This window comes from Anaerovorax odorimutans DSM 5092, assembly GCF_000426305.1.
In the GTDB taxonomy this organism is placed as follows: Bacteria; Bacillota; Clostridia; order Peptostreptococcales; family Anaerovoracaceae; genus Anaerovorax; species Anaerovorax odorimutans.
Map to the genome: position 1 here is coordinate 1 of NZ_AUFC01000027.1, position 21,504 is coordinate 21,504.

23 protein-coding genes and 1 pseudogene are annotated in these 21,504 nt (G+C 31.1%); 19 read left to right on the top strand and 5 right to left on the bottom strand.

The genetic code is table 11. The annotated features are described in order from the left end of the window. Nucleotides 1–138, top strand: a pseudogene (locus K292_RS19640) (IS256 family transposase); the annotation flags it as partial. Between the two features lie 98 nt (nt 139–236). Next, a complete protein-coding gene (locus K292_RS18955; protein ID WP_051280634.1) occupies nt 237–1,073 on the top strand; it encodes a hypothetical protein in 837 nt (278 codons plus the stop codon). Between the two features lie 146 nt (nt 1,074–1,219). Here the strand turns inward: K292_RS18955 and K292_RS0110105 are convergent, their stop codons facing one another. Then, nucleotides 1,220–1,375: a ribbon-helix-helix protein, CopG family gene (locus K292_RS0110105; RefSeq protein ID WP_027399741.1), complete on the bottom strand. Its 156-nt coding sequence runs from the start codon at nt 1,373–1,375 to the stop codon at nt 1,220–1,222. A gap of 284 nt (nt 1,376–1,659) precedes the next feature. On the opposite strand from K292_RS0110105, the gene K292_RS0110110 reads away from it, so the two are divergent. The 5 genes from K292_RS0110110 (at nt 1,660) to K292_RS0110130 (ending at nt 6,447) form a co-directional block, all read left to right on the top strand. Further along, on the top strand, nt 1,660–2,124 hold the full coding sequence (locus K292_RS0110110; RefSeq protein WP_027399742.1) for a pyridoxamine 5'-phosphate oxidase family protein: 465 nt from the start codon (nt 1,660–1,662) through the stop codon (nt 2,122–2,124). Between the two features lie 47 nt (nt 2,125–2,171). After that, entirely contained in the window at nt 2,172–2,624 is a 453-nt protein-coding gene (locus tag K292_RS0110115; RefSeq protein ID WP_027399743.1) for a PaaI family thioesterase, read from the top strand. 392 nt (nt 2,625–3,016) lie between these two features. Continuing rightward, a complete protein-coding gene (locus tag K292_RS0110120) occupies nt 3,017–4,330 on the top strand; it encodes a phenylacetate--CoA ligase family protein (RefSeq protein WP_027399744.1) in 1,314 nt (437 codons plus the stop codon). Then, nucleotides 4,330–4,761 (top strand): ACT domain-containing protein, encoded by a 432-nt coding sequence (locus tag K292_RS0110125; protein WP_027399745.1) that lies wholly within the window; start codon nt 4,330–4,332, stop codon nt 4,759–4,761. Before K292_RS0110120 ends, K292_RS0110125 begins: the two co-directional genes overlap by 1 nt. 21 nt (nt 4,762–4,782) lie before the next feature. Then, the gene (locus K292_RS0110130; protein ID WP_027399746.1) at nt 4,783–6,447 is read left to right on the top strand and encodes a putative manganese-dependent inorganic diphosphatase; all 1,665 of its coding nucleotides are present in this window, start codon (nt 4,783–4,785) and stop codon (nt 6,445–6,447) included. Between the two features lie 28 nt (nt 6,448–6,475). On the opposite strand, the gene K292_RS0110135 is transcribed toward K292_RS0110130, so the two are convergent. Continuing rightward, nucleotides 6,476–7,042, bottom strand: coding sequence for a hypothetical protein (locus K292_RS0110135; RefSeq protein WP_027399747.1), 567 nt, complete (start codon nt 7,040–7,042; stop codon nt 6,476–6,478). 330 nt (nt 7,043–7,372) lie between these two features. On the opposite strand from K292_RS0110135, the gene speD reads away from it, so the two are divergent. The 6 genes from speD to K292_RS0110165 all read left to right on the top strand — a co-directional run bounded on the left by speD (nt 7,373) and on the right by K292_RS0110165 (nt 12,794). Further along, the gene (speD, locus tag K292_RS0110140; RefSeq protein WP_027399748.1) at nt 7,373–8,161 is read left to right on the top strand and encodes an adenosylmethionine decarboxylase; all 789 of its coding nucleotides are present in this window, start codon (nt 7,373–7,375) and stop codon (nt 8,159–8,161) included. 25 nt (nt 8,162–8,186) lie between these two features. After that, nucleotides 8,187–9,065: a polyamine aminopropyltransferase gene (gene speE, locus K292_RS0110145; protein WP_037373016.1), complete on the top strand. Its 879-nt coding sequence runs from the start codon at nt 8,187–8,189 to the stop codon at nt 9,063–9,065. A gap of 276 nt (nt 9,066–9,341) precedes the next feature. Further along, nucleotides 9,342–10,298: a GTP 3',8-cyclase MoaA gene (moaA, locus tag K292_RS0110150; RefSeq protein WP_027399750.1), complete on the top strand. Its 957-nt coding sequence runs from the start codon at nt 9,342–9,344 to the stop codon at nt 10,296–10,298. A 7-nt stretch (nt 10,299–10,305) separates the two neighbouring features. Beyond that, a complete protein-coding gene (moaC, locus tag K292_RS0110155) occupies nt 10,306–10,782 on the top strand; it encodes a cyclic pyranopterin monophosphate synthase MoaC (RefSeq protein WP_027399751.1) in 477 nt (158 codons plus the stop codon). A 25-nt stretch (nt 10,783–10,807) separates the two neighbouring features. Next, complete coding sequence (locus K292_RS0110160) at nt 10,808–11,239, top strand: MOSC domain-containing protein (RefSeq protein ID WP_027399752.1); 432 nt, start codon at nt 10,808–10,810, stop codon at nt 11,237–11,239. Between the two features lie 157 nt (nt 11,240–11,396). After that, the gene (locus K292_RS0110165) at nt 11,397–12,794 is read left to right on the top strand and encodes an oxaloacetate decarboxylase subunit alpha (RefSeq protein WP_027399753.1); all 1,398 of its coding nucleotides are present in this window, start codon (nt 11,397–11,399) and stop codon (nt 12,792–12,794) included. Nucleotides 12,795–12,856: 62 nt separating this feature from the next. On the opposite strand, the gene K292_RS0110170 is transcribed toward K292_RS0110165, so the two are convergent. Next, nucleotides 12,857–13,552: an MgtC/SapB family protein gene (locus K292_RS0110170; protein WP_027399754.1), complete on the bottom strand. Its 696-nt coding sequence runs from the start codon at nt 13,550–13,552 to the stop codon at nt 12,857–12,859. Between the two features lie 165 nt (nt 13,553–13,717). Between K292_RS0110170 and K292_RS0110175 the strand changes: the two genes are divergently transcribed. The 3 genes from K292_RS0110175 (at nt 13,718) to K292_RS19110 (ending at nt 15,638) form a co-directional block, all read left to right on the top strand. Continuing rightward, nucleotides 13,718–14,437 (top strand): Fic family protein, encoded by a 720-nt coding sequence (locus K292_RS0110175; protein ID WP_027399755.1) that lies wholly within the window; start codon nt 13,718–13,720, stop codon nt 14,435–14,437. Between the two features lie 86 nt (nt 14,438–14,523). Beyond that, complete coding sequence (locus tag K292_RS0110180; protein ID WP_245570853.1) at nt 14,524–15,330, top strand: metallophosphoesterase; 807 nt, start codon at nt 14,524–14,526, stop codon at nt 15,328–15,330. Nucleotides 15,331–15,347: 17 nt separating this feature from the next. Next, nucleotides 15,348–15,638 carry a PspC domain-containing protein gene (locus tag K292_RS19110; RefSeq protein WP_037373017.1) on the top strand — a complete coding sequence of 97 codons (291 nt, stop codon included), beginning with the start codon at nt 15,348–15,350 and terminating at the stop codon, nt 15,636–15,638. A 346-nt stretch (nt 15,639–15,984) separates the two neighbouring features. Here K292_RS19110 and argH read toward each other — a convergent pair whose 3' ends face one another. Both argH and K292_RS0110195 read right to left on the bottom strand, forming a co-directional pair. Then, nucleotides 15,985–17,340 carry an argininosuccinate lyase gene (gene argH / locus K292_RS0110190; protein WP_027399757.1) on the bottom strand — a complete coding sequence of 452 codons (1,356 nt, stop codon included), beginning with the start codon at nt 17,338–17,340 and terminating at the stop codon, nt 15,985–15,987. Continuing rightward, nucleotides 17,291–18,556, bottom strand: a complete 1,266-nt coding sequence (locus K292_RS0110195; RefSeq protein WP_027399758.1) for an argininosuccinate synthase — start codon at nt 18,554–18,556, stop codon at nt 17,291–17,293. Before K292_RS0110195 ends, argH begins: the two co-directional genes overlap by 50 nt. A 356-nt stretch (nt 18,557–18,912) precedes the next feature. Between K292_RS0110195 and murB the strand changes: the two genes are divergently transcribed. The 3 genes from murB to rapZ are packed head-to-tail and all read left to right on the top strand — an operon-like array spanning nt 18,913 to nt 21,453. Further along, complete coding sequence (murB, locus tag K292_RS0110200; protein ID WP_027399759.1) at nt 18,913–19,827, top strand: UDP-N-acetylmuramate dehydrogenase; 915 nt, start codon at nt 18,913–18,915, stop codon at nt 19,825–19,827. Beyond that, nucleotides 19,814–20,569, top strand: coding sequence for a PHP domain-containing protein (locus K292_RS0110205; protein WP_027399760.1), 756 nt, complete (start codon nt 19,814–19,816; stop codon nt 20,567–20,569). The genes murB and K292_RS0110205 overlap by 14 nt, the downstream gene beginning before the upstream one ends. A 35-nt stretch (nt 20,570–20,604) precedes the next feature. Beyond that, entirely contained in the window at nt 20,605–21,453 is an 849-nt protein-coding gene (gene rapZ / locus K292_RS0110210; RefSeq protein WP_027399761.1) for an RNase adapter RapZ, read from the top strand. Nucleotides 21,454–21,504: the final 51 nt, after the last annotated feature.

Genomic DNA, 21,504 nt, shown 5'->3' on the forward strand with positions numbered 1-21,504 from the left:
CCAAATGATAAGGCACTTTTAAAGTCCCTTTATCTTGCTACACTTCAAGCCACAAAAAAATGGAGCCAGCCACTTAAAAACTGGGGTAAGGTATATGGTGAATTTTCAATTATGTACGAGGAAAGATTCCAATTTTAAAAGCAGCAAAATATGGTAATAAATTACATCTTTATTAAAGATGTTCTTGACATGCTTAGAAAAATTTAATATATTGAAAACAGTTAAGGTCAGCTCAAATGAGCCGACCACATTTAAAATCTTATCATAGAAAGTTAATTTACAGACTTTTTTTCATACACTCTAACTATGTGAAATTTACTCTGCCTTCTTCTTCTTACGGCAAATTATATTCTGATTATTCATCTTCTAGCAGCTATAATTCAGAGGTAAACGCTTCAACGAAGTATTATTACGACCAAACGCCATATTTAAAAAACATATCTTTTGTACCAGCAGTGAACTCTACCGGGACAGTGAAGATTACATATACTGGTTATGATACTAAAGGTACATCATACACAGGGACAATTGAAATTACTATTTCAAAGTCAAGTACAACCACAACTCCAAGTCCAACAACAACCACAACTCCAACAACAACCACAACTCCAAGCCAAACTCCAAGTACAACCACAACCACAACAGCGATAACAGCAACTCCGACGAGTTCAAAAGTAGTTGTAGATGGAAAAACCTTATCTTTTGATGCATATAATATCAATAATAACAATTATTTTAAATTAAGAGATATAGCTTATGCAGTAAATGGAACTACAAAGCAGTTTGGAGTGGTATATGATGCATCTAAAAATGCAGTTAGTCTTACTTCTAATAGTGCATATACAACTGTTGGAGGAGAACTTGCAAAGGGAGATGGGGCATCTAAGACAGCAACTCAGACTGTTTCACCAATTTATAAAGATGGCAGCTTAGTAAAATTTGAGGCATATAATATTAACGGTAATAATTATTTTAAACTAAGAGATCTCGCAAAAGCATTTAATATAGGTGTATCATGGAATGCTGCGGAAAATACAGTAGTAATTAATTCTGCAAATAGTTATACAGAATAAAGAAGATTATCTTAGGGGAGATATCAAATGCTCTTAAATGGAATTTAATATTAGGATAGAAATTTGTTTAAAAAGCAATAAGGTGCTTAGCTGATTTTATTCGGCAAGCACCTTTCTACATTTTAGGTTGTTATTCTCTTAGAGAATTATTCATAAGAGCCCTTGTTGTTTTCTAGATGATTTCTAAGTAAAAGATTGATGTACTGAGAAAACGAACGATCATCTTGCTCCGCAAGGTCTTTCAGTTTGTCCACTATGTCGCTATCTAAAGTCACACTGACTTTTACCTTTAATGGTTTCATATTTTTCACCCCTATTAAAAGATAGCACTTAATCTTATTCTGTATTGACTTATCATATAAAGTAGGATAAAGTAAGACTAAAAAAGGAAGTGAATTTATGAATAATTATAGATGTAGTTTTATTGGAATCAGAAAACTACCCCCGAGTAAAATATTTTTTAATAGTAATATTCTAAATTATAAATTTTTATCTTATAAAAGATTGCATTTTTATCATATAAATATAAAATATAATTAATACAATATTTAGTAGAAAATATGATTTGATAGATGGGGGAGTTATTATGTGCAGAGAAATGAGACGAAAAGACAGATTATTATCAGAGATAGAAATAGACGAGATAATGAGAAATTCAGAATATGGAATTTTGTCTACTGTAGGAGAAAAAGAAGTACCTTATGGTATACCACTGAATTATGTTTATAAAGACGGAAATATATATTTTCATTGTGCATTAACCGGTCACAAATTGGATAACATTAAATTTAACAATAGTGTTTCTTTTTGTGTGGTTAATGATGTAAAATTAATAGCTGAATCTTTTACTACCAAATTCAAAAGTGTTATTTGCTTTGGTAAAGTTGATGAAGTTTCTGGTGAGAAGAAGCAAGAAATATTTATTTCCTTAATAGAGAAGTTTTCAGGAGATTTTAAAGAAGAAGGTATAGAATATATAAAAAAAGTGGGAGATAAAGCCAAGATCTTTTGCATTAAGGTGGACTATATGACCGGAAAAGGTAATAAATAAATATTAATATCATTGGATAAATTATATAGGAAGGAATTTATATACAAATGATAGATAATCAAAAAAAGATGGAAGAAGTAGCAAGAGCTTCTGTAAATGAAGTATACGAAAAGCAGGTAGGCAGGGTGAATCATCTTATGGAACCTAAATTCATTGGGTGCAGCTATGAGGATCAGAGTGTCAGTATTGGATTTCCCATACTTGAGTGGGAACTTAACAGAGTGGGTATACTGCATGGGGGTGCATTAGGTGCCATGTTTGATTTTACATTAGGTATACTTACAAGATTTTATGCAGGATTAAACTTTTCACCAACTATAAGTTTAGAGACAACTTTTTTAAAGTCCATCCCTTTTAAAGATGAATTAATTGTAAAGGGAAGAGTAGTATATTTAGGAAGAAATATTACACATTTATATGGAGAAGCTTATATAAAAAGCTCTGGTAAACTTGCAGCAACAGCAAAAGCTAGTTATATGAATATCGACACAAAAAAATAATATAACAGATTAATAAATAATGTTTTTAAATTTAAATTTTATAAAAGTCTCTATATATTATAAGCACTTGTTATATGCACTTGAAACATATATATAGTTATGATATCATAACTAAAGTAGGGTAAGTAGTGTAGTAGAAAACATTTTAAAATAAATCATATTAATCAGAACCGATACTTCTATTTACGTGGTGTCGGTTTTTAGTATTTGAGTTGATATTCAGAATTAATATTGACGAAATATCCAAAAAACATATGAAAAGTTAATATCAAAATATTGGGTAGTGAAACTGCCAATATTAGCAATTATAAAACGTTGATTTCTTTAATTGCACTTTTTTACGTTATCAGTACTTAGTGTTTAAATAGTTTACTTAGGAGGTTTGTAGCAAAATGAGTGGCAACAAAATTTGGAGTAAGGAAGAAGTTTTTGACAGAGAGCAATTTAGAGCAGTTCAGCTTGAAAGATTGAAGAAAACTGTAAAAAGGGTATATGAAAAAGTACCTCATTATAAAGAGAAATTTCAGGAAGTTGGAATAGAACCAGGTGATATTAATACATTAGAAGATATACAAAAGCTTCCATTTACGGTTAAAACAGATTTTAGAGATAATTATCCTTTTGGTCTGTTTGCTTCAGAAAAGAAAGATATTGTGAGATTCCATGCTTCATCCGGTACGACTGGGAAACCAACTGTTGTAGGATATACAAGAAAAGATATGGAAACTTGGAGTGAGCTTATTGCAAGAATTGTAACTATGGCAGGAGTAACAGAAGAAGATACAGCACAGATTTCTTTTGGTTATGGACTTTTTACAGGTGCTTTTGGTTTACACCATGGTTTAGAAAGAGTTGGAGCTTCAGTTATTCCAATGTCAAGCGGTAATACGAAGAAGCAGATTATGATTATGAAAGATTTTGGTACAACCGCATTGATAAGCACGCCATCTTATGCGTTACATATGGCTGAGATTGCAAAAGAAATGGGAATCGATCCAAAGAATGATTTAGGTTTAAAGTGGGGTTTATTTGGAGGAGAAGGTTCTACAGAAGCAATGCGAAATGAATTAAATGAACGTTGGGGAATTTTTTCAACAGAAAATTATGGAATGAGTGAATTAATGGGTCCTGGAGTTGCAGGTGAATGTAAAGCCCTTAAAGGTATGCATATTAATGAAGATCATTTTATACCTGAAATTATTGATCCAAATACAGGCAAAGTATTAGGTGAAGGTGAAGTTGGAGAATTGGTAATTACAACAGTTTCAAAAGAAGCATTGCCAATTATCAGATACCGTACAAAGGACATAACTTCTTTACACTATGAGAAATGTGATTGTGGAAGAACAACTGTAAGAATGTCAAAAATACAAGGAAGATCTGACGACATGTTGATCTTGGGAGGGGTAAATGTGTTCCCTTCACAGATTGAAGAAGTATTATTAAATACAGAGGGAATAGGGCCACACTATCAGATAAAGGTTTTCAAAAAAGGATATCTTGACAAAATACAAGTTGACGTAGAACTTATAGATGATAGCCTGGTAGATTCATTTTCAAAGCTTGAAAGCCTAAGTCAGAAGATCAGAAATAAATTAAGAACCGTACTGGGAATAGACTCAAAAGTAAATTTAGTAGAGCCAAGATCACTTGCCAGATTTGAAGGAAAAGCAAAGAGAGTCATAGATATGAGGGAGGGCAAATAATGTTAATTAAACAAATTTCAATTTTTACACAAAATAAAAAGGGAAGTTTATCACAAATAACAGAGATTTTAGATGCTCATAAAATTGATATAAGAGCTATTGCAATATTCGATACAACAGAGTATGGGATATTGAGGATGGTAGTAGATGATCCTGATAAAGCAGTAGAGCTGTTAAAAGCAGAAGGTATTGTTGCAAAAGTCAGTAAAGTTATTGCTGTTGAGCCTGAAGATAAGCCAGGTGCATTAAATGAAATTTTTACAGTATTGAGAGATAATGATCTTAATATAGAATATATATATTCCTTTGTTATGAGAAAAACAGAGATGCCATACATTGTATTAAAATTAGACAATCAAGAAACAGCAGTAAATATTTTGGTGGAAAATGGTATTAATGTAGTAAACAAAGATGATATTTATGCGAAGTAAGAAAGAGCTGGGGAACAATTAATGAATGTTTTACTACAAAAGAAAAATATACTTGTTATAGGTCATAAAAATCCAGATACCGATTCGATTTGTTCTGCAATTGCATATGCGAATTTAAAAAATAAGATTAGTGATGATGTATACATTGCAAAACGTGCAGGAAAAATTAATGAAGAAACACAATATGTCTTAAAACAATTCGAAATAGAAATACCTGAATATATAGAGGATGTCGGTACTCAGATTAAAGATATTGAAATTAGAAATTTAGATGGAGTTTCTAAGGAGATTTCATTAAAAAAAGCATGGCATTTAATGCGTGAAAAAAATGTAGTAACATTGCCTATTATTACTAATGATAATTACTTGGAAGGCTTGATTACAATAAAAGATTTGGTTACGTCTTATATGGATGTATATGATAATCGAATATTATCAAAGGCTGAAACACCATATAAAAATATTTTAGAAACATTAGACGGTACTTTAGTAGTTGGTGATGAATCTGGATACTTTGACAAAGGTAAAATTGTCATTGCGACATCAAATCCCGATTTAATGGAAGGGTTTATTGAAGAAAATGATATAGTTCTTTTAGGAAATAGATACGAATCTCAGTTCTGTGCTATTGAAATGAAAGCTTCTGTATTAGTAGTTTGTGCAAATCATCCTATTTCAGCTACTATAAAGAAATTAGCATCAGAAAGAGGATGCGTTATGATAAGTACCCCACATGATACCTTTACTGCTGCCAGACTTATTAATCAGAGCACACCTATTGATTATTTTATGCGCCGAAGCGGCTTAGTTACATTTCAAAGAGATGATTACATGGAAGACATTAAAATCGTAATGGGGAAAAAAAGGTATCGAGATTTTCCAGTTTTAGATGAGAATGGTAAGTATTGCGGAATGATTTCCAGAAGATATTTGCTTGATATGGATCATAAGAAAGTAATTTTAGTTGATCATAATGAAAAATCTCAAGCAGTAGACGGGCTTGAAGAAGCAGAAATTTTAGAGATAATTGACCATCACAGACTGGGTAATTTAGAAACTATTAATCCTGTATTCTTTAGGAATCAACCTCTTGGATGTACAGCAACTATTATATATCAGATGTATCAGGAAAATTGCATTGAAATAGATAAAAAAACGGCAGGCCTTTTATGTGCTGCAATTATTTCAGATACTCTTATGTATCGTTCTCCTACTTGTACACCTATGGATATAAATGCAGCAGAAGAATTGGCAAAAAGAGCAGGCATTGATGTAGATAATTTTGCAAAAGAGATGTTTCAGGCAGGAAGCAGTTTAAAAGAGAAAACAATAGAAGAAGTCTTTAATCAAGATTTTAAAACTTTTAAAGTAAATGATATGACTTTTGGAGTAGGTCAAATAAATTCTATGAATGAAAATGAACTGGCAGATATAAAGGAAAGGCTAACACCTTATATTAAAGAAAGCTGTATTGAGCAAAAACAGGACATGCAGTTATTCATGTTAACAAATATTATTGAAGAAACAACGCAACTGATTTATACAGGATTACAAGCTAAAGAAATAATTTCCATGGCTTTTCCATTAGCAGAAGAATTAGAAAATATATACTTGCTTAAAGGTGTTGTATCTAGAAAAAAACAACTTATCCCGGCTTTAATATCTGCAATTCAAAGATTACAATGAAGTTAGAACAGATTCTAATTTGTTCTAGCTAGAAACTAAATTTTAAAATTCCATCTAAGCTGCTCACATACTTGAGTTCAATTTCAGATGGGATTTTTTTTATAAAATTAATATCGTCTAAATTTAAAGTTATTAAATTACCGTGTACTTCTGCAAAAGATATATTACTCATTTCTATGGCAGTTTTCAAATAAGGACCTTTTAATGCAGCTGTTTTCAAGGCTAAACTTTGTACCATATTCCCAAGTGATTTTACATCTTCTTGGTAATTAAAAGTAATTTGATGTGTTAAGTTATTAAAGGTGAAATCTTCTATGGTAAGCATATATTTTGCATTTATTTCACCTAATTGCTTTAAATTTAAAGTAGCATCAATAAATACAGTTCCATTGCTGAAGATAATGTTATAGTCATCTAAATAGGGTGTTGCCTTATCCATAATGAGCATTTTTAAATCTTTATTAAATAAATCTTGGGGAATAGCCAAAATACCCTTTTCTATATCTTCAGCAGAAAAATTATTTAAAAGTTCTCCTAACTCCAGTTTGTTTCTAATTATAAATCCCAATAATTTTTTATAACCACTATTTGTCATTAGTAACACCTCACTCTTTTTATATAGTAAATACGCTTTTTAATATTACAAGAATATCAAAAATCACATTAATTGTTGGCACAATTTAAATTTTTTAAATTGCCAAGCCCATAGAAATCTTTGATTTCATTTTTATTCTTTTTTTATTTTAAATACATTTATTAGGTTATTATAACACATATTAAAGTGTATAATCCTTTAGTTAAAAATTTGATTTATTTACTAAAAAACTTTTAGTTAAATTTCATTGCATTATTGTAAAACAAGTGTTAAAATATCATCTTGAATTATATATATCAAATAATTCAGAAAGAAGGTGTATAGTATAAATTGAAAAGTGAAAAAGTAGAATTACATGGTTTTAATAATTTAACAAAGAGTTTATGTTTTAACATGTATGATATTTGTTATACACAAAGTGTAGAGGATAGGAAAGCATATATAGAATATATAGATGAACAGTATAATGCAGAAAAATTAACTGAGATTTTACGTAATGTTACTGATATTATAGGTGCTAAGATATTAAATATTGCAGTACAGGATTACGAGCCTCAGGGATCAAGTGTCACTATATTAATATGTGAAGAAAGCGCACCTCCTCAGTCAGAAGTTCATCAACTTGATGTTGACAATCCTTCTGTAGTCGCCCATTTAGATAAAAGCCATATAACTGTACATACTTATCCAGAGTATCATCCTCATGGAGGAGTTTGTACTTTCAGAGCAGATATAGATGTATCTACCTGTGGGGAAATATCACCTTTAATGGCTTTAAATTACCTTATTGATAGTTTTGAAGCGGATATGATGACTTTAGATTATAGAGTGAGAGGTTTTACAAGAGATATTACAGGAAGAAAAATATTTATTGATCATGATTTAAATTCTATTCAAAATTATATTAGTCAAGAGCTGCTTGATAAATATTATATGATAGATGTAAATGTATTTCAGGAAAATATTTTTCATACAAAATGTAAATTAAAAAATTTCAATTTAGATAATTATTTTTTTAATTTTTCTGTGGATGATATAAGTAAAGATGAAATTAATACTATTACAGAAAAGGTAAGAAAAGAAATGGACGAAGTATTTTATGGTAGAAATTTACCTTAAAATATAATTTAGGAGGTGTATAGGTATGCTTATTAAAAATAATGACTTGTGGTTTTCTGAATATTATATGGAAGATGACGTAAAACTTTCTTTAAAAATTGATGAAATTTTGTATGCAGAAAGATCACCATTTCAAAAAATAGAAATATTTAAAAATAAAACATTTGGCGTTTTTATGGTTCTAGATGGATATATACAGGTTACGGAAAAGGATGAATTTGTTTATCATGATATGATCTCTCATCCTGCCATGGCTGTAAATCCTGATATAAAAAATGTTTTAATTATTGGTGCCGGTGATGGAGGCACTGCAAGAGAAATATCAAGATATAAAACCATAGAAAAGATTGATATGGTAGAAATAGACGAAGCTGTTGTAAGAGCATGTCAAAAGTATATGCCAATAACTTCATCAGTTTTTACTAATGAACCTAGATTGAATTTAATGTTTGATGATGGTTTAAAATTTGTAAAAGAAGCACCTTCCGGTGCGTATGATTTAATTTTAGTAGATTCAACTGATCCTGCAGGTCCTGGAGAAGGTTTATTTACTATAGATTTTTATAAGGATTGCTATAGAGTATTAAGTGAAAAGGGTATTCTTATAAATCAGCATGAAGGAGCATTTTTTGACGGAGATATTGAAGAAATGAAAAAAGCTCATGCTAAAATAAAGAAAACTTTTCCAATTGCAAAAGTTTTTGGATTTAATACACCAACTTATGCATCAGGATATTGGTATTTCGGATTTGCTTCAAAATCATTTGATCCAATAGCAGACTTTAAACCGGAGCAATGGGAAAAATTAGGCTTGGAAACAAAGTATTATAATACAGACCTTCATAGGGGAGCTTTTGCTTTGCCAAATTATGTTTTAGATATATTAGCTTCAGTAAATGTTTAATCTAAGCTAGTCGTTTATTATATATAATATAAAATATTCTAAATGAATAGTAAGATTTTATTAAAATAGAGGGAGAAACATAAGTTGCTCTCTCTATTTTGATATAGTAATATATTTTAAGCAAACAGCAAAACATAAGATTATAAAAGGCAATAATTTAAAATGAAATATATATTAATATATAATAAAGAACGAAAAATTGACTGGCAGAGATAACTGTTGTAAAATGAAGTAAACTTAAATAAAATAACACAATTTAGAAGAATGAGGGAACTTATGAAAGATAATTATGGCAGAATAATAAACTATATGAGAATATCTGTAACAGATAGGTGTAATTTACGTTGTGCTTATTGTATGCCTGATGAAGGTATTGAGAATATTGGGCATGATCATATATTAAGCTTTGAAAACATAGAAAGAATTGTAAAAGCTTCTGTAGATTTAGGAATAAAAAAATTTAGAATTACAGGAGGAGAACCTTTAGTAAGAAAAGGAATTGTAGAATTAGTAAGAAAAATATCACAAATAGATGGCGTAGAAGAATTGGCTATGACCACAAATGGCATTTTATTAAGTAAATACGCAGAAGATTTAAAAAAAGCAGGACTTGATAGAGTGAATATCAGTTTAGATAGTTTAAATCATACTAAATATAATAAAATAACAAGAGGAGGAGATTTGAATGAGGCTTTTGCAGGAATAAATGCTGCTGTAAATGCCGGTTTGACTCCTGTTAAGATAAATGTAGTTGCAATGAAAGGTTTTAATGATAATGAAATTATTGATTTTGTTCAATTGACTTATCAGCATCCTTATGAAATTCGATTTATTGAATTAATGCCTGTTGGACATGCTAATGCGGAACAATATGGAGTCATCACAGTGGATGAAATTAAGGAAAAATTGCCTGCATTAAGACCAGCAAATCAAAATGAAGGAGTAGCAGAAATATTTAAATATCCGGGAGCTAAAGGTACTCTTGGATTTATTAGTCCTTTGAGCAGACATTTCTGTGGTGACTGTAATAAGATTAGATTAACAGCAGATGGAAAATTAAAGCCATGCCTTCTTTCCAATGCAGAGATTGATTTAAATGAGGTATTAAATCAAGGCAATGATGAAAAACTAAAGGATGTAATCAAAGATGTAATTCTAAATAAAGACGAGAAGCATCATTTAGATGAAGGAGCTGCACCTATAGAAAGAGATATGAATAAGATAGGAGGCTAAAGATTTTATGGATGATTTAACACATATAGATAAAAACGGCAGACCTAAAATGGTTGATGTAGGACAGAAGCAGGATACAAAGAGAATAGCAGTAGCTAAGGGAAGCATCTTTATGAAGGCGGAAACCCTGGAAAGAATAACAGGTGGACAGATCAATAAAGGAGATGTACTTTCCGTAGCTCAAACTGCCGGAATAATGGCAGCAAAAAATACTTCCTCAGCTATTCCAATGTGTCATAACATATTTATTACTGGAGTAGAAATGGACTTTATAGTAGATAAAGAAAAGTCGGCAATACACATAGAAGCTATGGCAAGCACTATTGGAAAAACAGGAATTGAAATGGAATCTTTATATGCAGTTTCTGTAGCAGCCCTTACTATTTATGATATGTGTAAAGCAATAGACAGAGGAATGTGTATTTCAGATATAAGGTTAGTAAAAAAAGAAGGTGGGAAGTCAGGGTTATTTATTAATGAATAAAATACTTTATAGAGGAGAAATTAGTATGGCTAAGGTAATTGCAATTAATATAAGTGATAAAAAAGGGGTAATAAAAAATCCTGTAGAGCATGCAGAGTTTATAGTAGGAGAAGGTATTAAAGACGATGCTCATTGTGGAATTGATGAAATAAAGCAAGTTAGTTTACTTGCAGATGAAAGCGTTGATAAGATGAGAGCTATGGGACTTAAATTGGATGCAGGTGTCTTTGCTGAGAACATTACAACACAAGGTATTGAGCTGAAAACACTGCCAATAGGTACCAGACTAAAGATTGGACAAACTTTGCATGAGGTTTCTAAAATAGGTAAGGAATGTCATCACGGATGTGAAATAAAACAGAAAACAGGTACATGTGTAATGCCTACAGAAGGTATTTTTACTAGAGTTATTAAAGGCGGAATTGTAAAGCCAGGAGATGAAATTGTAATATTATAAATGTATAGATAATTAATAAAATCTATATATATATTGTTTATAATATTGCAATCAATTGTATTATTATTATATAATGTTTCAGAATCATTTTTATATTCAAAATAGAATTAACCTAATTTTGAGCTATGTTAAATTAATATAAAAAATGGAGGAAAATATGGCGAAAGTAAAAATAACGGAAACTGTTTTAAGAGATGGACATCAGTCATTGATTGCAACCAGAATGACAACAGAAGAAATGTTACCAATACTTGAGACTATGGACAACGTTGGATATAATGCACTTGAAGTTTGGGGCGGAGCTACGTTTGATGCATGTTTAAGATTTTTAAATGAAGATCCTTGGGAAAGATTGAGAACAATTAGAAAGCATATTAAAAATACAAATTTGCAAATGCTTTTAAGAGGTCAAAATTTATTAGGTTATAAGCACTATGCTGACGACGTGGTAGAAGAATTTGTAAATAAGGCAATAGGAAATGGTATAGATAATATTAGAATTTTCGATGCATTAAATGATACAAGAAATTTACAAAAAGCAATTGAATCCACAAAGAAATTTGGAGGACATGCTCAAGGTACTATTTCATATACAATCAGCCCTGTTCATACTAATGAAACGTTTATTAAGTTAGGTAAAGAAATTGAACAGATGGGTGCAGACTCTCTTTGTATCAAGGATATGGCAGGACTTCTAAGTCCATATAATACATATGATTTAGTTAAAGCGTTAAAAAAAGAAATTAAGATACCAATTGAACTTCATACGCATGCAACAAGTGGTCTTGGAAGCATGACTTATTTAAAAGCTGCTGAAGCAGGTGTGGATATTATTGATACTGCAATTTCACCATTTGCTGAAGGTACATCACAGCCTCCTACAGAACCAATGGTGGCTGCGTTTAAAAATACTGAATATGATACTGGTTTAGATATGGAGCTTTTGAATAAGGTTTCAGAACACTTTAAACCAATCAGAGAAAAATATATTAAAAATGGACTTTTAGATCCTAAACTAATGGGAGTAGATATTAATACTTTAATATATCAGGTTCCTGGAGGAATGCTTTCGAATCTTGTGTCACAGCTTAAACAGTCTAACGCTATGGATAAATTTGAAGAGGTATTGAAAGAAGTTCCAAGAGTAAGAGAAGATCTTGGATATCCGCCTCTTGTAACACCATCCAGCCAGATAGTTGGAACTCAGGCTGTATTAAATGTTATTACTGGAGAAAGATACAAGATGATTCCAAATGAACTAAAACAAGTTGTAAAAGGAATGTATGGAAAAACAACACTTCCTATTAAAGAAGAAATAATAAAGAAAATTTTGGGAGATGAAGAAGTTATTACATGCAGACCGGCAGATTTAATTGAGCCTGAGCTTGAAAAGGTTAAAAAAGAAACTGCTGAATATATGGAACAAGAAGAAGATGTTCTAACAAAAGCAATGTTCCCACAGCCTGCTGTAGAATTCTTTAAATATAGAAATGCGCAAAGATATAAGATTGATGCCACATTATTAAACGAAGAGGATATGGTTTATCCTGTATAGGTTTAACAAAATAAAAAGCACACTTTATAAATTAAATTTATAAAGTGTGCTTTTTTAGTGCTTTAAATTTCTTCTATTAGCAAAACTCCCGATTCTTGGTTTAAAATTTCAATGACTTCGTCATGGGAAATGCATTTGGGAATTTTAATTGACATATGGCAGCCTATTCCACCTGATGCTATTACATCTTCAAGTTTGCTTAAGTGTGTTTCATAAACTAGAATATCCTGAGATTTTACAAAGGATATAAATTCTCTCATCCTGCTTATGGAATTTAACTCTATGTATAAATCCATAATTCTTGAGCGATTATAAAAATAATTTTCCACTTTTGGTAAGATTGAAAGGGAAATAAATACGAACAGCTCTGCAATTACAGCACCGGCATAAAATCCAATACCTATGGCTAAACCAGTACAGGCTGAAGTCCATAAACCGGCAGCAGTTGTAAGTCCTTTAATTTTATGTCTGCCAGTAAAAAGTATAGTTCCTACTCCGAGAAATCCTACTCCTGTAATTACTTGCGCTCCCAATCTGGTAGGATCGGTAGTAGTTGAAATATATTCATATACATATTGATTTGTCATCATTGAAAGAGCAGCGCCCACACAGACTAATATATGAGTACGAAAGCCGGCAGGATGTTTATTTGCACCTCTTTCTAATCCTATTATTCCACCTAAAATTACCGCTAAAATAAGTCTTAGTGTAACTGAAAATAAATTGATATCGTAATAATAGTCCGGAAAGTTTTCCATTAAATCACCATCCTTTTATTTTAGTTTTTCTTTTAGTTATTATATTATACCATGTGTAAGTAAAATGTGATACAATTAAGCAAAATAGAACCATTTATAACCATTTATGACAGTATAGCTATTTAAGGCTATCTTTTCACATTTTGTATTGTGAGGTGAAAAAAGATGTTTCGTGAGATAAAAAAGAAAATGCTTATTTTGGAAAACAGAAAACCATATAGCAGGGAAGTTATTGCTTCTTTTGATGAAATAAATCTAATAGACTGGGTTTATTCTTCTATGAATCTCGATGGCTGTTCCATTTCAAAACAAGTAGTTGAGAAAATTTTAAAGGGACATTTTATTGAAGAAGCTTCTGTTAGCGATCATTTATCAATAGAAAATTATAAAAAAACAATTAAGCTTGAATTTGATATGGCTGATATGGAGATTGATCTTAATATAAAATATATCTTTAAAATCTATAAGACTTTAGTTGAGGATCAACCTTTAGAATATAGAAAAAGTAATCCTATTTTAAAAGCTTTTAACTATAACCCACCTCATCCAAAAGAAATTGAAGAACAGATGGATATTTTGGTTAAGTGGATTGGAAATGATAATTGTGATAATAATCCAATACTGAAAGCAGCATATTTGCACAATAAATTTATTGAAATTTATCCATTTGAAGTTCATTCTGAAGCAGTTGCAAGAATGCTTATGAATTATGAACTTATCAGAAATTCTTTTCCTCCCGTGGGATTAAACATAAGCAGGAAAGAATATAACGATGCGATTATTTTGTATTTGAAAAATGAAGATATAAAGCCTATATATAATGCATTAATAAGAAGTATTTTTAATAAATTAGAATTGATGCTTCAAATAACTGAGGAATGTTAAGTTTATTTATAAACTTTTCACTTGAGAGTTAAATAATACAGCTTTTTTATATTTCGTGGGGTGAGAATATTAGTAGAAGAAAAAAATTGATTGTATTTGCAATAATAATATCTACTGTTATAATTTTATGTTTTGCTTTTGATCAAAGCTTAACAGTTAGATATTATAATATTGAAAGTAATAAAATAAATACAAATATTCGTATAGCATTTGTTGCGGATTTACATAGTTGTGATTATGGTAAAAATCAAAAAAATCTTCTTGATTGTATTGATAATCAAAAGCCTGATATTTTATTATTCGGTGGGGATATTTTTGATGAGAGTTTACCTTATGAGAATTCAATTATCGTACTCAAATCGGTAGCGGAGAAATATCCTTGTTATTATGTTTCAGGAAATCATGAGTATAGGACTGGGGATATTGACAGCATAAAGCAAATGATTTCAGGATATGGAATTATTATTCTTGAAGGACAAAGTAAAACAGTAATGATAAAAGGACAGGCAATAAATATTTGTGGGGTAGATGATGCGGATGTGGGTCATAACAATTTCATGAAGCAAATTGTAAATGCAGGGAGCCAAGTTGATACTCATTTATTTACAATTTTTATGGCACATCGTCCAGAATACATAGAAACATACTTAAAATATAATTTTGATTTAATTTTGTCTGGTCATGCACATGGTGGTCAATGGCGAATACCTGGAATTATAAATGGGCTACTTGCTCCTAATCAGGGTTTCTTCCCCAAATATGCAGGTGGAGAGTATGAATTTAATGATAAAACCTTTATTGTGAGCAGGGGACTTGCAAAGGAGTCAACTCGTGTTCCGAGAATTTTTAATCCGCCTGAGCTTGTAATTATAGATGTTGTCTCAATAAAATAATAGGAGGGTTTATATATATGACTTTTGTACCATTAATAATTTTAATAATAATTTTTGTAATACCTATTGTTATTGCATTGCTATTAAGCAGTCAAAATAGAAGTTCATATCAAAATAGACAAGGCAGTGGCATGTTATGTAAAAGCCAAAGTAATCGAGTTTTTGCAGGTGTATGTGGTGGCATTGCAGAACACTTTGGCTGGAATGCCTCATTTGTCAGGATATTTTTTATATTCTCAGGGATAGGTATATTTACATATATTCTTTTATCCATAATTATTCCTGATTCGCCCAGTTCTTTATTATAAAATGTATAGATAAATAGTATTTTGAATTTTGAATAAATGTTACTTACGTATAAAATAGTAGGGCTCAATTGTAAAATCAAGGATTTCTATTTACAAATATTCATTAGATAACACACTAAATACTATTAATTATTAAAGTGATTTTCATATACAATAAATATTTATAGTGATATTAACCGTATAATAAAAGAATGAGAGTATTTAAGAATTATTAATTTAGGTTATATAATTTCTACTTGGTTAGATAAAAAAGAAGACATAAGGTTAACGCTGTTTTATGATTAAATTGGTTACACAAATCATAAGAGGAGTTTTCCCTATGTCTTATATTAATATTATTAAATTTTTACTTGTCTTTTAACATTTCTTCTACACTTTCAAAGGATGTTGATCCTTTTGATTTCTTTGCTGCTATACAAGCACGTATATTTATTTTATCATAAATATCTTCCTCAAACTTATCTGAGAAGGTTTTTAATTCATCTAAAGTTAATTCTTCAATTGCCTTTTGATTGTTTACACAATACAATACTATTTTGCCGATAATTTCATGACAATCTCTAAAAGCGAGACCTTTAGAAACTAAATAATCTGCGGCATCAGTGGCGTTCATAAAACCTGATTTTGCAGCCTTTTCCATGACATCAGAGTTTACCTTCATAGTACTTATCATTTGAGTAAAAATTGATATAGATGCCTTTAATGTATCAGAAGCATCAAACACAGGTAGTTTATCTTCCTGCATATCTTTGTTATAGGCAAGAGGAAGTCCTTTCATAATAGTTAGAAGTGTTACTAGATCTCCGTAAACACGACCGGTTTTTCCGCGAATCAATTCCGCCATATCAGGATTCTTTTTTTGAGGCATAATACTGCTACCTGTACTATAAGCATCATCCATTTCAACAAAGCTGAATTCCGTTGAACTCCATATGATTAATTCTTCACAAAATCTTGAAAGGTGCATCATAGTTGTAGAGCAACAGGCAATAAATTCAATAGCAAAATCTCTGTCACTTACAGAATCCATGGCATTTTCACTTACATACTCAAAGCCTAATTCTTTAGCTAAGAAATCGCGGTCTGTATCATAAGTTGTTCCTGCCAATGCACCGGAACCAAGTGGAAGTACGTCCATTCTTTTATTACAGTCTTCTAATCTGCTTATATCTCTTTTAAACATCTGATAATAAGCCATCATATAGTAAGCAAATGTAACAGGTTGTGCTCTTTGCAGATGTGTATATCCGGGCATTACAGTATCTTTATTGTTTTTTGCAATATTTACAAGGGTACTGTTTAAGGTTTTTAATAAGTTTATTTGACTTTTGACTTCTTCCTTTAAAAACAGTCTTAAATCTACTGCAACTTGATCGTTTCTGCTTCTTGCTGTATGAAGCTTCTTACCTATAGGACCAAGCTTTTCAGTTAAAATGCTTTCAATATTCATATGAATATCTTCTTGCTCAATTGTGAACTCTATTTTACCATCCTCGATATCATCTAAGATTTCTAATAAAGAAGACTCTATTGCAAGAGCCTCCTCTTTTGTAATAATACCTTGCTTTGCCAGCATTTTTGCATGGGCAATACTGCCGGTAATATCCTGCTTATATAATCTTTGATCAAACTCTATGGATGCATTAAATTCGTTAGCCGACGAACTCGCCGCTTTTGAGAATCTTCCTCCCCAAAGTTTCATCTTTCTTTTCCCCCTTAATATTTTCGTTCATAATAGCTCTGATTTTTAGTGATAGGGCAAACAGGTTGATAAATCCTTCTGCATCCTTTTGATTGTAAACTTCATCTTTACTGAATGTAGCAAATTCTTCATTATATAAAGAGTATATGGATTTTGAACCAACTGATACAGCACTTCCTTTATATAGCTTTACTCTTACTACTCCAGTAACCATTTTTTGTGTGGAGTCAATAAATGCACTGATTGCCTCATGAAGCGGAGTGAACCAAAGTCCATCATATATAAGTTCTGCATATTTTTGTGCCACAATACCTTTATAAGCAATTGTATTTCTATCTAATACTAGCTTTTCTAATGTTTTGTGTGCGGCATATAAAATAGTTCCTCCGGGAGTTTCATAAACACCACGAGATTTCATTCCTACAAGACGATTTTCTACAATATCTATTTGACCTACACCGTTTTCTCCACCTAATTTATTTAGTTTAGTAAGAAGCTGAATCGGATCCATGTCAACGCCGTCAATAGCAACAGGAATTCCTTCTATGAAGCTGATTTCAACGTAAGTTGGCTTATCAGGAGCTTTTTCAGGAGGTACACTTAGAACAAGCATATCATCCTTATGTTCATTCCATGGATTTTCTAAATTGCCACCTTCATGGCTTATATGCCATATATTTTCATCTCTGCTGTATATTTTTTCTGTTGTTTGTGCAATTGGAATTTTATGCATAGCCGCATATTCAATACAGTCTTCTCTTGATTTTAAATCCCAAATACGCCATGGTGCAACAATTGATATGGAAGGGTCAAGAGCTTTGATTGTTGCTTCAAAACGTACTTGATCATTACCTTTTCCTGTGCATCCGTGAGCGATAATATGTGCATTTTCTTTATTTGCAATTTCAACTAATTTTTTAGCTATAAGGGGACGAGCCATGGAAGTTCCAAGAAGATAATCACCCTCATATACTGCTCCTGCTTTTAAAGTAGGCCAAATATAATCAGTAATAAATTCCTCTGTAACATCAACCACATATGCTTTAGAAGCACCTGTATCGTAAGCCTTCTTTTCTATAGCTTTAAAATCCTCATCCTGACCTACATTTATACAAGCAGCGATAACATCGTAATCATATGTTTCTTTTAACCATGTTACGATTACGGAAGTATCAAGACCACCTGAATATGCCAATACTACTTTTTCTTTTGCCATTTTATATTTCCTCCTTTATGAGTAATCAAATTATGAATACTTTATTTATTTTCACAGTAAATTTATTATGTGTAAAACACGAAAAATTGTATATCTGTTTCTTAAAAAGACAGTTAATAATTTCTATTTAATACAGAAAATCAACTTAATCCTTATTATGTTTTTAGTATATCATCTAAAATATATAATTTCAATAGTAAATTTATATTTATGCAAAAATTATTTATAATTATGCATAACTGTAAAAAAACAAAGAGTAAAAGATTTACTTTATGTAATAAAACGAATATAATGAAATAAAGTATACTCATAGTTATAATAAGTATATAAAAAGGGTAATAGCAGGAGGGTATAATTTGAATAAAAGTGCAATTTATAATACTTTAATTGAGGTTATAGATAAAGAAAGTATACTGCAAAATGTTGATATGGGCCAGTTTACTTCTTTTAAGGCTGGGGGGTATGCAGATTTTTTAATCTCGCCGTCAAATAACAATGAATTGGCAGGAACTTTAAAAATTCTTAAAGAACAGAACTGTGAATATTTTCTTATGGGTAATGGTAGCAATTTTCTAGTAAGAGATGGTGGTTACAGAGGTGCAATTGTTCGTATAGGAAAGAATTTTGATAAAATCTCCGTAGAGGGGGATATATTAACAGCTGGCAGTGGTACATTGCTTTCAAGTATTGCTAAGGAAGCGATGGAAAATTCCTTAACGGGTTTTGAATTTGCAGGAGGTATACCGGGAAGTTTAGGTGGTGCTGTAGTAATGAATGCGGGAGCATATGACGGAGAAATAAAAAATGTTTTGATTCATGTTAATGCAATGGATAAAGAAGGTGTAATTCACAAATTAAATGATAGGGAATTGAAATTAGGATACAGGCACAGTATTTTTCAAGAAAATGGGTGGATTGTATTAGAGGCAACACTCCAATTATCTCATGGAGATAAAGATAAAATTAAAGAAAAAATGTTAAAGTTTAATAAGTTAAGAAATGAAAAACAACCGTTAAATTATCCAAGTGGCGGAAGCTTTTTTAAAAGACCTGAAGGGTATTTTGCAGGAAAGTTAGTACAGGATGCAAAATTAAAAGGATTGTCATTAGGAGGAGCGCAGGTTTCGGAGTTACATTCTGGTTTTATTATTAACAAAGGCGGAGCAACTGCAACCGATATAATAAATTTAATGGTAATCGTACAAAATACAGTTTGGGATAAATTTGGCGTTATGCTTGAGCCGGAGGTTAGAATAATTGGAGAAAGATAAAAAGTACAGATTAAAATATGATATTCATACACATACTATATTTTCACATGGAAAAGGTACTATTGAAGATAATGTAAAAGTAGCTATCGATAGAGGGGTTGATACTATTGGCATTTCTGATCATGGCCCGGGGCATGTTTCTTATGGTGTAAAAAGGAAGAATATTCGTGTGATGAGAGAGGAAATTGATAGATTAAAATTGATCTATCCTCAAATAGATATTCTCCTTGGGATAGAAGCTAATATTATTAACAGTTCTGGTAATTTAGATATTACAAAAGAAGAAGCAAAGTTGTTTGATTATGTGCTTGCTGGGTATCATTATGGAGTATTTGGAGAAAGACCTGTAAAGGCACTTTTTACTCATGCAAATAATTACATTATATATGGAGCTATGAAAAAAACCACTAAGAGGCAAAGACGTATTAATACAGATATTACGGTTAAGGCTTTATATGAAAATGATATAAAAATATTAACTCACCCGGGGGATAAGGGAGCTTTTGATATAGCTGAGATTTCGAAAGCATGTGAAGAAACAAATACTTTGATGGAAATCAGTACATGGCATAAATGTCTTACAATTGAAGATATTAAAATTGCGGCAAAATATGATGTGAGCTTTATTATAAGCAGCGATGCTCATACACCTGAAAGAGTAGGAGATTGTTTAGGCGGAGTGGAACGTGCATTAAAAGCTGGTCTTGATTTGAACAGAATAATAAATCTGAAAGTGGAATAATAAGATTGAGACTTGAATTTACAGGAGGATAAAAGATGGACGTTGTAATAGTTACAGGGTTATCGGGAGCAGGGAAGAGCCAGGCTATAAATTGCATAGAAGATTTGGGCTATTATTGTATTGATAATATGCCTCCGGCTCTAATAAAAGAATTTTTAAGTTTATGTGTACAAGGCAAAACTGATATTCAAAAAGCAGCATTTGTAATCGATATTCGAGGCGGTGAGTTTTTTAATGAATTAAAACATATCTTAACGGAACTTAAGTCATCTGGATTGGAGTTAAAAATCATGTTTCTTGAAGCCTCTGATGAAGTGTTGATAAGGCGTTTTAACGAAACCAGAAGAACACATCCACTTTTAGCAGGCGGTACAATTATGGATGGACTGAAAAAGGAAAGAATTAAACTTTTGGAAATCAGGAAGATGGCGGACTATATAATAGATACATCAAGTATGAAGACTTCTATGCTTAAAAAGGAAATAAAAGAGTTGCTGCTATCTGAAGATGATGGTGAGGCTTTTACAATCAGTATTAAATCTTTTGGGTATAAAAACGGTATTCCCCTTGATGCAGATATTGTTTTTGATATGAGGTTTATTCCTAATCCTTATTATTTAGCTAGTATGAAAAAGTTGACAGGTAACAGTAAAAAGGTTAGAGATTATATTATGAAATTTCCTGAAAGTAAAAAATTTGTAAAAACTGTGGATCAAATGATTAATTATTTAATGCCCCTTTATATAAGAGAAGGCAAATCGCATTTGGTACTTGCTTTTGGTTGTACTGGGGGCCAGCATCGTTCAGTAACTATGGCAAATGTTTTCTCAAAACTATTTACGGAGCAGGGGAAAAGAGTAATAACTGTTCATAGGGATTTATAGAAAAATGTTCTATTTCTGAATGGAACTAGAGGAATCAGCGTTAGATTGTAG

What these genes read in the sequence shown, in the direction of transcription:
- K292_RS0110125 (WP_027399745.1), top strand. Translation starts at nt 4,330, where the DNA reads ATGTTAATTAAACAAATTTCAATTTTTACACAAAATAAAAAGGGAAGT.
- rapZ (WP_027399761.1), top strand. Translation starts at nt 20,605, where the DNA reads ATGGACGTTGTAATAGTTACAGGGTTATCGGGAGCAGGGAAGAGCCAG.
- K292_RS0110105 (WP_027399741.1), bottom strand. Translation starts at nt 1,375, where the DNA reads ATGAAACCATTAAAGGTAAAAGTCAGTGTGACTTTAGATAGCGACATA.
- moaA (WP_027399750.1), top strand. Translation starts at nt 9,342, where the DNA reads ATGAAAGATAATTATGGCAGAATAATAAACTATATGAGAATATCTGTA.
- K292_RS0110195 (WP_027399758.1), bottom strand. Translation starts at nt 18,556, where the DNA reads ATGGCAAAAGAAAAAGTAGTATTGGCATATTCAGGTGGTCTTGATACT.
- K292_RS0110130 (WP_027399746.1), top strand. Translation starts at nt 4,783, where the DNA reads ATGAATGTTTTACTACAAAAGAAAAATATACTTGTTATAGGTCATAAA.
- speE (WP_037373016.1), top strand. Translation starts at nt 8,187, where the DNA reads ATGCTTATTAAAAATAATGACTTGTGGTTTTCTGAATATTATATGGAA.
- argH (WP_027399757.1), bottom strand. Translation starts at nt 17,340, where the DNA reads ATGAAACTTTGGGGAGGAAGATTCTCAAAAGCGGCGAGTTCGTCGGCT.
- K292_RS0110110 (WP_027399742.1), top strand. Translation starts at nt 1,660, where the DNA reads ATGTGCAGAGAAATGAGACGAAAAGACAGATTATTATCAGAGATAGAA.
- K292_RS0110160 (WP_027399752.1), top strand. Translation starts at nt 10,808, where the DNA reads ATGGCTAAGGTAATTGCAATTAATATAAGTGATAAAAAAGGGGTAATA.
- K292_RS0110135 (WP_027399747.1), bottom strand. Translation starts at nt 7,042, where the DNA reads ATGACAAATAGTGGTTATAAAAAATTATTGGGATTTATAATTAGAAAC.
- K292_RS19110 (WP_037373017.1), top strand. Translation starts at nt 15,348, where the DNA reads ATGACTTTTGTACCATTAATAATTTTAATAATAATTTTTGTAATACCT.
- K292_RS18955 (WP_051280634.1), top strand. Translation starts at nt 237, where the DNA reads ATGAGCCGACCACATTTAAAATCTTATCATAGAAAGTTAATTTACAGA.
- K292_RS0110115 (WP_027399743.1), top strand. Translation starts at nt 2,172, where the DNA reads ATGATAGATAATCAAAAAAAGATGGAAGAAGTAGCAAGAGCTTCTGTA.
- moaC (WP_027399751.1), top strand. Translation starts at nt 10,306, where the DNA reads ATGGATGATTTAACACATATAGATAAAAACGGCAGACCTAAAATGGTT.
- K292_RS0110120 (WP_027399744.1), top strand. Translation starts at nt 3,017, where the DNA reads ATGAGTGGCAACAAAATTTGGAGTAAGGAAGAAGTTTTTGACAGAGAG.
- K292_RS0110165 (WP_027399753.1), top strand. Translation starts at nt 11,397, where the DNA reads ATGGCGAAAGTAAAAATAACGGAAACTGTTTTAAGAGATGGACATCAG.
- K292_RS0110170 (WP_027399754.1), bottom strand. Translation starts at nt 13,552, where the DNA reads ATGGAAAACTTTCCGGACTATTATTACGATATCAATTTATTTTCAGTT.
- K292_RS0110175 (WP_027399755.1), top strand. Translation starts at nt 13,718, where the DNA reads ATGTTTCGTGAGATAAAAAAGAAAATGCTTATTTTGGAAAACAGAAAA.